Origin of the sequence: Gracilibacillus sp. D59, from assembly GCF_052246695.1 — a bacterium.
Taxonomy (GTDB): Bacteria; Bacillota; Bacilli; order Bacillales; family Amphibacillaceae; genus Gracilibacillus.
Window position 1 is genome coordinate 423297 of the sequence record NZ_JBQQCK010000002.1, and the last position, 13032, is coordinate 436328.

Annotated in this window: 10 protein-coding genes and 1 riboswitch; of the genes, 2 read left to right on the forward strand and 8 right to left on the reverse strand. The window is 37.9% G+C overall.

Annotated elements, in window-relative coordinates; genetic code table 11:
- Positions 1–8 precede the first annotated feature (8 nt).
- The 8 genes from ACTWP4_RS05240 to ACTWP4_RS05275 form a co-directional block, all read right to left on the reverse strand.
- Complete coding sequence (locus tag ACTWP4_RS05240) at positions 9–1802, reverse strand: assimilatory sulfite reductase (NADPH) flavoprotein subunit (RefSeq protein WP_443127704.1); 1794 nt, start codon at positions 1800–1802, stop codon at positions 9–11.
- 60 nt (positions 1803–1862) lie between these two features.
- On the reverse strand, positions 1863–2591 hold the full coding sequence (locus ACTWP4_RS05245; protein ID WP_443127705.1) for a phosphoadenylyl-sulfate reductase: 729 nt from the start codon (positions 2589–2591) through the stop codon (positions 1863–1865).
- 71 nt (positions 2592–2662) lie between these two features.
- A riboswitch (SAM riboswitch) is annotated at positions 2663–2776 on the reverse strand.
- Positions 2777–2895: 119 nt separating this feature from the next.
- Complete coding sequence (locus tag ACTWP4_RS05250) at positions 2896–3840, reverse strand: aldo/keto reductase family protein (RefSeq protein ID WP_443127706.1); 945 nt, start codon at positions 3838–3840, stop codon at positions 2896–2898.
- 317 nt (positions 3841–4157) lie between these two features.
- Positions 4158–4772, reverse strand: a complete 615-nt coding sequence (locus ACTWP4_RS05255; RefSeq protein WP_443127707.1) for a PH domain-containing protein — start codon at positions 4770–4772, stop codon at positions 4158–4160.
- Between the two features lie 220 nt (positions 4773–4992).
- A complete protein-coding gene (locus ACTWP4_RS05260) occupies positions 4993–6351 on the reverse strand; it encodes an S-layer homology domain-containing protein (protein ID WP_443127708.1) in 1359 nt (452 codons plus the stop codon).
- Positions 6348–7544 (reverse strand): lysophospholipid acyltransferase family protein, encoded by a 1197-nt coding sequence (locus tag ACTWP4_RS05265; RefSeq protein ID WP_443127709.1) that lies wholly within the window; start codon positions 7542–7544, stop codon positions 6348–6350. The genes ACTWP4_RS05260 and ACTWP4_RS05265 overlap by 4 nt, the downstream gene beginning before the upstream one ends.
- A 429-nt stretch (positions 7545–7973) precedes the next feature.
- A complete protein-coding gene (gdhA, locus tag ACTWP4_RS05270) occupies positions 7974–9335 on the reverse strand; it encodes an NADP-specific glutamate dehydrogenase (protein WP_443127710.1) in 1362 nt (453 codons plus the stop codon).
- A 157-nt stretch (positions 9336–9492) separates the two neighbouring features.
- A complete protein-coding gene (locus ACTWP4_RS05275; RefSeq protein ID WP_443127934.1) occupies positions 9493–10773 on the reverse strand; it encodes an MFS transporter in 1281 nt (426 codons plus the stop codon).
- 141 nt (positions 10774–10914) lie between these two features.
- Between ACTWP4_RS05275 and ACTWP4_RS05280 the strand changes: the two genes are divergently transcribed.
- Positions 10915–11262, forward strand: a complete 348-nt coding sequence (locus ACTWP4_RS05280) for a hypothetical protein (protein WP_443127711.1) — start codon at positions 10915–10917, stop codon at positions 11260–11262.
- Between the two features lie 193 nt (positions 11263–11455).
- Positions 11456–12898: a PTS system trehalose-specific EIIBC component gene (treP, locus tag ACTWP4_RS05285; RefSeq protein ID WP_443127712.1), complete on the forward strand. Its 1443-nt coding sequence runs from the start codon at positions 11456–11458 to the stop codon at positions 12896–12898.
- Positions 12899–13032: the final 134 nt, after the last annotated feature.

The following is a 13032-nucleotide window of genomic DNA, read 5'->3' on the forward strand; positions in this document are numbered from 1 at the left end:
GTTCCCCCTTAATACACATCACGTTGATATCTCTTTTCCTGTTTTAATTTATTGATATACTCTATTGCGGCCTCTTTGCTAAGTTTGCCTTCTTGACTAATGATCGTGATTAAAGCTTCGTGAACATCCTTTGCCATCCGTTTTTCATCACCACAAACATAAAGGTGTGCACCAGCTTCGATCCATTCGAATAGTTCTTTAGCTCTTTCTTGCATGCGATGCTGCACATACACCTTTTGTTCACTATCTCTAGAGAAAGCAACATCCATTTTGGCTAAGTATCCTTGCTTTAACCAATTTTGCCAATCAACTTGATACAAAAAGTCAGTGCGGAAATGCTGGTCACCAAAGAAGAGCCATGTTTTTCCTTTTAATTCAAGTTCTTCGCGTTCTTCGATATAGCCTCTAAACGGAGCTACACCAGTTCCGGGTCCAATCATGATGACTGGTGTTTCTTCATCAAATGGAAATTTGAAGTTCGGATTTTTGTGTACATAGGCATTGATCTGATCACCTGGTTTAATTCTATCAGCAATTTCTCCTGTGCATACGCCACTTCGATCACGACCATGTGTATGATATCTTACAGTTGCCAGCGTTAAATGAACCTCATCAGGATTTGCTTGATAGCTGCTGGAAATCGAGTATTGTCTGGCCGGTATTTTTCTTAATACGTGCATAATTGATGTTGGATCCAGTTGTTTTGGCGGATAGTCGATAATCAAATCTAATAGGTCTCGACCATCGATATATGCTTTTACTTTGTCAGCATCAGTTACTAATTCATGGAGTTTTTTATTATCGAAATAAGTGGTTGCCTTTTCCAGTAAGCCTTTTGTTAGCCGCGTGATTTCGAATATGGAAGTTAACGCTTCCTGGACAGATCGAATTTCACCTTGTTTATTAATTGGTATCGTTTGTTCTGGATTCCATTTAAGTTCTTCGATAATCGCTTGGACTAAGGCAGGATCATTTTTCGGATAAATAGCTAAACAATCTCCAGGTTCATAACTGAGATTAGATCCCTCCAATGAGATTTCAATATGCCTTGTTTCTTTATTAGATCCTTTGCCGCTCAGAATAATATTATCTAATACTTCTGCGGTATAAGGATTGCTCTTAGAATAAATTGGCTGTTCTGCAGGAGTTGGACTGGTGACTGATGTATTCGCAGTATTTCCAGCATCTTTTTTCAAAATGGCAAGTACCTCTGTTATCCATTCTTCAGCAAGCTCTTCATAATCAACGTCACAGTCAATACGAGGGTGTATTCTGGTAGCACCCAATTCTTCCAAACGTTTATCAAAATCCTTACCGGTTTGACAGAAGTGTTCATAGGACTCATCACCAAGTGACAAAACGGAAAAGTTAACATTTTCAAGTTTTGGTGCTTTTCGACTGTGTAAGAATTCATGAAATTGAATGGCATTGTCAGGTGGATCACCTTCACCATGGGTCGCTGTGATAATAAGTAAATCCTCTACTTCTTTTAGTTTTTTAGGCTTGAAATCATCCATGCTTGAAATGGTTACGTCTCTCTGTAAATCCTTTAGTTGCTTGGAAAGTTGTTCCGCCAGTTCCTGACTATTTCCTGTCTCGGATCCGTATAAAATAGTTACGGTTCGGGTTGCTAATTTTTCTGGTGCTGCTGGTTCAGTTGTTGTAATGTTTTGCGATGATTGGGAAGCGGCTAAATAACCAGCAAGCCAATTTTTTTGTGCATCTGTCAATGTTGGTAAAATTTGATTTAATATTTCCGTCTGCTTTTCATCAAACGGACTGTTTACCACTTGTAATGTCAACGTATTCACCTCTTTTAATTATTCCGATAGATTTACTTGTGTTTGACAATAAAAAAATGATTACTTTGTTGATTGTGGGGTAGCGTGTAATCCGCATTCCGTTTTTTGAAAGTTTGCCCATCTTCCTGAACGTTCGTCATTAGCATCTGAAGCTTTCGTCGTACACGGAATACAACCAATGCTGGGATAGTTTTGATCATGCAGCTTGTTATAAGGTAATTGCTGTTGCTCAATATATTCCCAAACATCATCCCATGACCAATAAATTAATGGACAAATTTTAATCGATTGGAAACGGTCATCCTTGTTAATAAAGTTGGTGTTGGCTCTTGTTGGAGATTGTGCTCTTCTTAATCCCGAAATCCAGGCCGTTGCTCCACTGAGTGCATCTTCTAATGGTTTTACTTTTCTAATATAACAGCATTGATCAGGATCTCTGCTCCATAATGCTGATCCATATTGTTCTCGTTGTTCATCAACAGTGAGGGAAGGCTGCTGCATGACGATATCTAATGAAGGATAACGTTCCTTGACTTCATCAATTAGGTCATATGTTTCTTGAAAGTGCAAGCCAGTGTCTAAAAATACTAATCTCGCATCTGGTTGGACAGATGCAATCAGGTCAATTAAAACCATACTTTCTGCTCCGAAACTACAAGCATAGACTAAAGATTTACCATACGTTTGATAAGCCCATTCTAGGATTTTCAAAGCTCCTTTAGTTGGGTCTTGTTGGTCAGGAGTCTCCTTGTTCAACGGGCTGTCATAAAAATTTTCATAAGTCAGCATTTGTTGCTTCCTCCTCATTAAAAAACCTTCCTATCAGTTTGATAAGAAGGTAAGCAATGTGTTATCATTCCTTCTTATCTTTCGGTACAGCTTATGCTGTCCCGCAGGATTTGGCACAGTGTTACTCTAACTAACCTGTTGCCGAGGATTCACAGGGCCTGCCCCTCCACCTCTCTGGATAAGAATTCCATTATGTTCGGTTACTACCATAGTATACATATAGAATGGAAAAGTCAATGGTTTTTTGTAAAAAATGTAAAAAATAATACCAAGTAACTAGGTTTGTTACTCGGTATGGGCATTATTACTGTTGTAATATATCTTCCACTTTCGCAATGGTTTCTTTAGAGAGAGTGACGCCAGAGGCTTTAGCATTTTCTTCAATTTGTTCGGGTTTACTTGCACCAATAAGGGCACTAGATACATTGTCTTGACGTAAGATCCAGGCGATTGCTAATTGCGCTAATGACAAGTTTTCGTTAGCAGCAATCCCTTTTAATGCGTCGACACGTTCTAAGTTTTCCTCTGTCAACACACGTGATAAGTCCAAGTTTTTTTGAGCAGCACGACTATCTTCAGGAATGGCTTCTCCTTTTTTATATTTTCCTGTAAGTACACCTTGGGCAAGAGGGGAGAAGACAACCTGTCCAATGCCGTGCTTCTCGCTGACAGGGATGACTTCTTTCTCGATATAGCGTTGAAGCATACTGTAATTTGGCTGGTTGACAACAATGCGATCTAACAACTTTTTGTCAGCAAGGTGAACGGCTTCTGTCATTTGCTCGGCTGTCCATTCACTGACACCGATGTATAACACTTTTCCTTGACGTACAAGGTCATCCAATGCACGCAACGTTTCCTCTAATGGTGTATCCGGATGGTAACGGTGGCAATAATAAATATCGACGTAATCGAGTCCTAACCGCTGCAAACTGGCATCGCACTGCTCCATAATATGTTTGCGGGAAAGACCTTGATCATTAGGGCCATCACCCATTTTTCCGAATACCTTTGTAGCAAGAACATAGGAGCTGCGTGGGTACTTTCTCAATGCTTTACCTACAATTTTTTCTGCTTCTCCACGCATATAGACATTTGCTGTATCAAAAAAGTTAATCCCGAGGTCATAAGCTTTATCAATAGAAGCTTCGGCATTTCGTTCCTCGACATAGCCACCATATGTAAGCCAGCTACCTAAACTAATTTCGCTTACTTTCAGACCGGTTTTTCCTAATTGACGATATTGCACTGTATACAACCTCCTATTATTAAGCGTTTACACTATTATAAAAGAATGATAGAAAAGAAGCGAATGATCTGTTTTTAGAAGGGGCACGATTTGGAGTACACGACATACTTTTAGGCGGTAAAACTATCATTAGAAAGTGCTAAACAGTGGGGATTATTAACAGTTGTAGTTTTTGTTGAGAGGGCAAATATTATGCTCCTGGGAAGTGTGAACCCGCCTTCCTTGGAAATACTGCTGTTCCTAGGATAAGAACGCCTCTTCCTTGGATATTAATATCCAAGGAGAAGCACCTTTCCATACGATTTAAAACGTATGATCTAGTTTTGAATATATTTGTCAAAAATTTCGCTGAAGTCTTTTCTTGTGTTGTTATTATAGGTGGAATTAAACCAATCGAAGGCAAATTTAGTTGCTTGTTCGAATTCTGTTGATAGATTGCCTTCATGGAACCTATTATCGGTAAACAGAGATTGAGAGGCTTGCAGACTATCTTTTGCGAATTCTTTCATTCTTTCGTTCTCATCTTGGATATGTGAAATGGTTACTAAGGATTTATACAGATCTGCAATAGCTTCGCCTTCTTTTTTATCGATATCAACAGAAATAGGCTGGCCTCCAAGTGAAAATTTAATTTCCAAATCTAAGTCGATCGTACCAGCTGTTTCAACCGATACATTTTTAATAGGGTATAGGTAATAATCATACCGAAAAATATTTCGTTTACTACTAGATGCTTTTTCTCCATCAAGATGTATTAAGGCACGATTGGTAAAGCAGTATTCATCTGATTTTGATTTGATCAAAAAGTGGATTCGCTCTCCTTCTTCATGTAGAACATATTCATCCGATTCTGTCTTATCAAAGTCCTCCGGAGCAATGATTTTTCCAATGTCACTTAAACCTAACGCATCACTTGCTAATTTTTTAAACATGGGAAATTACCTCCTAATTTGTTTATCACGGTGCTAACCGTCACGTCAGTAAGACCCCCACTGATCACTTTATCAAGGTAAACAATCTTCTACAATACTCTATATCAATACATGGAAAATTCATGGAAGTCTCACTTTACCTTCCATCCTACATTATAAGCTACGAAATATGAACCTTTTTGATAAAATCATCAAAATTTGCGCCTATAAATGATCTACGTTACCTTTTTCTGACACGCCATAACAATCCGAATAATAATGCAGCAAAGTAAAGGACTAGAGCTAACATCGTATAAAGATACATGACTGGTTGATCTTGCACATAACCAACAACTGGAATATTTAAGATTAACAATAAAGGAAAGCCAAATAATAAAGCAGTACCACTACCCATTACAAGATTATCTGTTGTGTTGGATTTGAATTTTGGGTCTACCGCTTTGACCAATGCCATTCCAGTTGAAATGGTTCCTGTTTGCATCCCGTAAAAGCCTAAGATGTTTGGTAAAGCATCAGCAGGGAACACTTTTGGAATAATCCATATAAAGAACAGAATCGTCACTAGTCCGCCAACAGTTGTGATAATTAATACTGGAATTAAGTAATCTTGTAAAGCATATATCGAAATTGCTGTAATAGCAGCTGCGATCATATAATCAAATGAGAATCCGGCAATTCGCTGTAACAAATAATTATTCGGTGTGTGTTCGAGTTTAATGCCTTTATCTTTTAGTTTATTTAAAATAATCCGGAAAAGGACGGCATACAAGCTACCGATAATAAAATGAAAACCAATCAGTAGCTGACCTAATGTTTCACCAAATGCACCAATTGGTTGAAGTAGGTCGTTTACGCCATAGATGGTAAGATATGTTATAAAATAAATCGTACCTATTAAAGCAATTTGGAACGTTAGTTTGTCAATGGCATCTCCTAATGGAATTTCATCAGGCTCGATTTCTTCTACCAATTTAGTATTTTCTTTCATTGGCTTATCCTTAGATTGAAAGGAAAATCTTTTGGCTAATAGATTCATGATAATAATGCCAATTACAGTAGCCCAAATAAAGCCAATGCCGGCAATGGTCAGTCCAAGATTACCGCCACCCATTACACCTAGTTCTTCCCATTGGGTTCCAATTGAATATGCCTGTCCGGGACCTTGACCAAAACCAAGAGGTAGTAAAAGGCCAATCCCTGGGAAAAAGTCTGGATAAAAAGTCTGGACTAAAAATAAAAATAGACCGAAACCAACAATACCTTGAATGACATAACCAGAGACAATCAACATTCCTGCATTCATAATGGCGGGACTATTTTCCATGTTCCGTTCTTTGAGAGAAAGAGCGATAAATCCTACCGCCATAAAGTGATAGACAAGATTACCTAGCATATCTTGATTAAAAGGTATGATAGCTAAAAATTCAGTGCCAACTAGTAATCCGAGAAAACCTGCAATCATGGAAGTGGGAATAATGATCTTATTTAAAAACGGAATTCGTGTTTTAAGTACAGTAGCTGCAGCTAAAATAATGGAGATATAAATAAATTCCATTACAAAAATCCAAGTATCTGTCATGATAATTGCTCCTTTACAACAGTGCTTGCTTTTAATCTTTGAATCAATTGAAGCCACATATAAGCAGATGCTCTTGGGTTTGTGAAAATCACTCGATATAACGTGTCTTCAATAAAGAAGTCGAGCTTATGGTGAAAATGAATGTTGATTCCTTCCATCTGTTCAAAAGGAAACGATTGGTTGCGACCATTACGAGCGTTAATACTGATTTGCTCCCGCTTTAATAGGATTGTACCTTTCATAACTTTTTCGAAAGGCTGTTGCCCACGGGACTGATAGAGCTCGATCTGATCCTCGATTTCAGGAAGGTTGTCTGCTGTTGCAACTAGTTGATTAAGGTGATGTTGTTGCCACTGTTTCCATTTGTAAGGTGTATCAAAATAAAGGGTATCATCGGAATGAAAAAATCCTTGTTCGGTAAATTGGACTTGGTAGTCACAGTTGTCACATCGAAATGTATCATGATCAGAACGCATATGGCTGATTTTGTGGCATGAAGGGCAGGTGAATAGCAACCTTTCTAAATAGTGAGCAATATTTTTGCCGCGATAGCTATAACCTTTGTCCATTTGCCAGTTCATTTCATCGTGATGTAAGGATTCGCTTAGCTGGTGATGGATAGCTGAAACGGATAAGTCTGTTACATCCTCGCCATCCCAGATTTTTTGTAAGCTAATTTCGATTGTGCCTTTTCTGTCACCGTCACCCCATCTCGGATGTGTTAAGTGGCCACCTTTTATTTGTACTGCTACAACAGGAATTTTTAAAAGCTTCACTAGTTTAGCGGTTGAATAAATAATCGGTTCTGTTACCCCGTCCCAGTTGCGGTTCCCTTCAGGAAACAAGCCAATGACTCGATTGTGCTTTTTAGCTTTCATTACATTGCGAATGGTACTTGTATCACTTTTGAATTTTGTTTTGCGGATGGCGCCGGTATATTCCAATATTTTTTTTAATAAAGGGTTACGAAACAATGGTTCACCAGCGATAAAAGAGATTGGTTCATCGACAAATAGATTAATATATAGTGGATCCCAATTGTTGACATGATTGCTGACGATTAAATAGGGAGGCTGTAAATCTTTCGTATCATTCTGGGTAACTTTGAACGTAGTAATTCTATTTAAATGGAGTCGAATAGCTGATAATAAAAGACTTTGCACCCATCTACTAGGTTTTTTCTCTATGCTCATTTTACTCCCTCTCTTTGCTCTGTATCTTTCATTTATCACGGTGCTAACCGTCTGTAAGACCTTCTCTTGATGCTTCAAGTAATACAAGGGTAAGTTTAGGGATAACAGACGCTAACTCCCTGATCATAGTCTCACTTTATCTCGATTTCGAGTAATATCACACTATTATTATATTACTATATTAGGTACTTAAAGTGAATATAAGAATGGGGGGAGGAGTATTTCGGGGAATGGATTTCGCTCCTACAAATAGTATATTAGTATAATTATCATTTAAAACAATCGATAAATAATATTTTTAAAGTCATTCTAGCATTTATAGCTAATTATTTGTAATTAGCTGTACAGAAAAAAAGTATACCCTCGTTCCGAAGGGTATACTTCTTGTGCTTTATGATGAGGAAAACGTACCTAATCATTTAAGAATGATTAAATAACACCTTGCGCTACCATAGCATCGGCAACTTTGATGAAACCGGCAATGTTTGCACCAACAACTAGGTTACCAGGCTGACCGTATTCCTCTGCAGCTTCAACACTGTTTTTATAAATGTTTGCCATAATCTCTTGCAGTTTTTCATCCACTTCTTCAAATTTCCAAGAAAGGCGTGCACTATTTTGTGCCATTTCTAATGCAGATACGGCTACACCACCAGCATTTGCTGCTTTGGCAGGGCCGAATAATACATTGTTTTCAATGAATACGTCAATCGCTTCTAGTGTTGAAGGCATGTTCGCACCTTCACCAACCGCTTTTACACCATTGGATAGAAGTGTTTTCGCAGCATCTTCATTTAATTCGTTTTGTGTTGCACAAGGAAGAGCGATGTCACAAGGGATATTCCAAATGCCTTCAAAACCAGCAGTATACTCTGCTTCTGGATGTTCGTTGACATATTCTTTAATACGCTTTCTTTCTACTTCTTTTAGACGTTTTACAGTTTCAAGATTAATGCCGTTTTTGTCATATATATAACCGCTGGAATCACTACATGCCACTACTTTAGCACCTAATTCTGTTGCTTTTTCAATAGCATATGTAGAAACATTACCAGAACCAGAAACAACTACTGTTTTACCATTGAAACTGTCACCTTTACCTTTTAACATTTCGTTAACGAAATATACTGTACCATATCCAGTTGCTTCCGTACGTGCTAAACTTCCACCAAAGTTAATACCTTTACCAGTAAGAACACCTGCTTGGTAGCCGCCACGCATTTTTTTGTATTGACCGAATAGGTAACCAACTTCACGTGCACCTACACCGATATCACCAGCAGGTACGTCAGTGTCTGGTCCGATGTGTTTAGAAAGTTCACTCATAAAGCTTTGACAGAAACGCATAATTTCGCCATCAGATTTACCTTTTGGATCAAAGTCAGATCCACCTTTACCGCCACCAATTGGTTGGCCAGTTAAAGAGTTCTTGAAAATTTGTTCAAACCCTAAGAATTTAATAATACTAGCGTTTACAGATGGGTGGAAACGAAGACCACCTTTGTAAGGTCCGATTGCACTATTGAATTGTACACGGAAACCACGATTAACTTGTACTTTACCTTCATCGTCTACCCATGGCACACGGAATGAGATAATTCTTTCAGGTTCAACGATTCTTTCTAGAATATTGTGTTCCATGTATACGGGTTGTTTTTCGAATACAGGAACTAAGGAATCAAATATTTCCTTAACTGCTTGATGAAATTCATTTTCGTTTGGATTACGCTTTTTGACAGTTTCGAACACGTCATTAACGTAATTTTGAGCTACTTGATTTGCATTTGTCATATCTTATTTGTTCTCTCCTTCTTTTTTATTATTATATATTTAAGCATAAGCGTGACACCAATTTTTATTTATCTAATTATTTTGAAAATAACTCGTTAATGTAAAGTGTATTATATCAATTTGGTCTAAACAATGCTCAGGCGAGATGCAATTGATATCATTTTGAGATAGGTTGTGTCGGCGTCGTCAATTTTTTGTCGGAAGGAACAAAATAAAGCATAATCATACCGATAACAAATAATACAATCAGACTTAGAATACCTGCGTTTGAGCGGCCGGTAATTTGAGCAGTTACACCTAAAAGAAGTGGACCGGTTATCGAAGCAAACTTACCAAAAATATTATAGAAACCAAAAAATTCGTTGGCGTTCTTTTTGGGAATCAGTTTGGCGAAGTAGGAACGGCTCAACGCCTGAATTCCACCCTGTGAAGAAGCGACAAGCATGGCGATAACCCAGAAATCAAACGCTGTTTCTAGATAATATCCATATATACAAACAATCATATAAATGAAAATCCCTATATATAACATGCTTTTAGCAGAGAAGCGATTCGCTAATTTACCATAGATAATGGAAAATGGGGCGGCTACTACTTGTGTGACAAATAAAACCACCAACAATATAGTGGAACTAAGACCGACATCTGTTCCATAAGCCGTAGACATCGAAATAATCGTACCGACACCGTCTATATAGAAAAAATAAGCGATTAAGAAAAGAGTTAAGTGTTTATATTCTTTCACATGTTTGAGGGTTTGGAACAACCTTTTGAAACTTTGGCGAACTGGTTTAGGATCGCGCTCGATGAAATGGACTTGCTTCACATTTTTAATCATAGGTACAGCAAATACTCCCCACCATATACAAGTGATCAGGAAAGCAACTTTACTTGCTGTTGTGCTGCTAATAGGTAGAATGCCCTGTTGCGCTAATAATATGATAGCAATACTTATTACAAAAGGAATTGCACTACCAATATAGCCAAGCCCAAATCCCCGGGCAGATACTTGATTCATTCGTTTGTCATTCGTGACATCCACAAGGAAACCGTCATAAAAAACATTAGCCCCGGTAGAGCCGAGCGATGCTAAAGTAAAGAAGATCAGTAAGAGTAACCATTGACCTTCCGGTACAAAGATAAGAGCGAATGTTGAAAAAATACCCATTCCCATAAAACTAAAAAAGAATTTCTTTTTTAGTCCTTCGTAGTCCGCTAGTGTTCCCAAGATCGGCCCAAGCATTGCCAAAATAAAGGTGAAAATAGCAATGGTGTAACCAAGATATGCAGTAGAATTTGCTCCTGAAACACCTGCAGTTGTGGCTTGTGCTTTATAATAAATAGGAAAAATAGCGGTGGTGATAATAACCGTAAAAGCCGAACTTCCCCAATCGTAAAACATCCAACTATTTTCTTGCTTCGTAAACTTTTTCATAATTTCACCCATCCTTTTCCTTTTATTTTACTAGAACCTACAAAGAAAGACACTTATGTACTGATTAAAATTTACAGAAGTTTAATATTGCTGGAAACGGGTACATTAACACTAGCATTATATTAAATGGAAAGGATGATGATGATGTATAAAAGTGTTCAAGCGTTTTTTAAGACAGAAGATGATGCAGAAACTGTAAGAGCGGACCTAAATAAGCTGAAAACGAATGATATTCGAGTTGACCATTTACCAGAAGCAGATCGAACATTAATATTAGCCCCAATAACTTTTACAGGTAATTATTCTACAGGTATGGGTGCTGGTGGGGGCATTTTACCTGCAATTGCAACGACAAATAGCGGTGAAGAAGTGGATGACACACCTAGAGAACATACGATTGAATGTGAGGTAGCAGAAGATGATTACCCAGAAGCACTAAAAATTATTATGGAAAATGACGGGTATGTGGATAAAAATTCATTTGAAGGATAAGTTAAACAGAAGCAAAGGTTGTATAGCCTTTGCTTCTGTTTAGTTTGCAACTTCTAGAGTGGGACAAGTACTCAATACCTATGCGTTTATTAAAAAAAGATAAATTTTCGTTGACAAACTTGTATATACAAGTTATCATGAAAACGTAATCACTTGTATATACAATAATATAAATCATCGAGGAGGAAGTGCATTGAGTAAGTTTACAGATCCTGCAAAAGAATTGTTGGATAAAGTAGGTGGCAGTGAAAATATCTCGGTTGTCACACATTGTGCTACGAGAATGCGATTCGTTTTAAATGATCTAGACAAAGCGGATGTAGATGCAATTGAAGATATAGATGTAGTCAAAGGGACTTTTACACAGGCTGGTCAGTTTCAAGTTATTGTTGGAAATGAAGTGGCTTCTTTTTATAATGAGTTTACCAAAATAGCGGGAGTAGGAGATACTTCCAAAGAAGATGCAAAAGAAGCAGCTAAGAAAAACATGAATATTATCCAGCGTTTGGTAGCACATTTAGCTGATATTTTTACACCGATTATCCCTGCATTAGTTGTTGGTGGTCTTATTTTAGGTTTTCGTAATGTTATCGGGGATATTCAAATGGTTAACAACGGTACACAGACGTTGGCAGAATCTTCACAGTTTTGGACTGGTTTATATGACTTCTTATGGTTAATTGGTGAAGCGATATTCCACTTCTTACCGGTCGCCATAACATGGTCCATTTCGAGAAAAATGGGTACAACACAAGTACTTGGTATTGTATTAGGTATTACGTTAGTTTCACCACAATTACTAAATGCATATGGAGTGGCGGGTGCTGAAGATATTCCGGTATGGGACTTCGGTTTTGCGCAAATTGATATGATTGGTTATCAAGCACAAGTTATTCCGGCGATTTTGGCTGGTTTTGTATTGGCATATTTAGAGATTTGGTTGCGTAAAGTAATTCCGCAAGTAGTGTCTATGATCTTTGTACCTTTCTTTGCCTTAATTCCGGCAGTTTTAGTAGCGCATGTCGTATTAGGTCCAATTGGATGGGAAATTGGTTCTTGGATTTCAAATATTGTGTACAGCGGTTTAACTTCTGCATTTGGCTGGCTATTTGCTGCCATATTTGGTTTTGCATATGCGCCTTTAGTCATCACTGGTTTACATCATATGACGAATGCAATCGACTTGCAACTGATGAGTGAATTTGATGGAACAAACCTCTGGCCAATGATTGCCTTATCTAACATTGCTCAAGGTTCTGCGGTAGTTGCAATGATTTACTTAAACCGTAGAGATAAGAAAGAACAACAAGTATCCGTTCCAGCAGCGATTTCTTGTTATTTAGGTGTAACCGAACCAGCATTATTTGGTATTAATTTGCGTTATCTTTTCCCATTCATTGCGGGTATGACAGGTTCAGCGATTGCAGCAGTAGTATCAGTTGGTTCTGGTGTTATGGCAAACTCGATTGGTGTAGGTGGAATACCGGGAATCTTATCTATTCAAGTGCCAGATATGCTCATGTTCACCGTAGCTATGCTGATAGCGATTGTAGTGCCATTTATCCTAACCGTTATTTTGTCAAAAACCAAAATGGGTAAAGATGCATACGATCGCCTAGGAAAAACAAGCTCATAATAAAAGAGGAGGAAACTCCTCTTTTTAGTGTGAAATAAGTAATCTGGACTGAGAACGGACATTTGTTCCTCTATTTATGACAAAAGTGCCGTTTTTAGGGTGGTCGCGGACATCTATTCCGCTATTCATCGAAA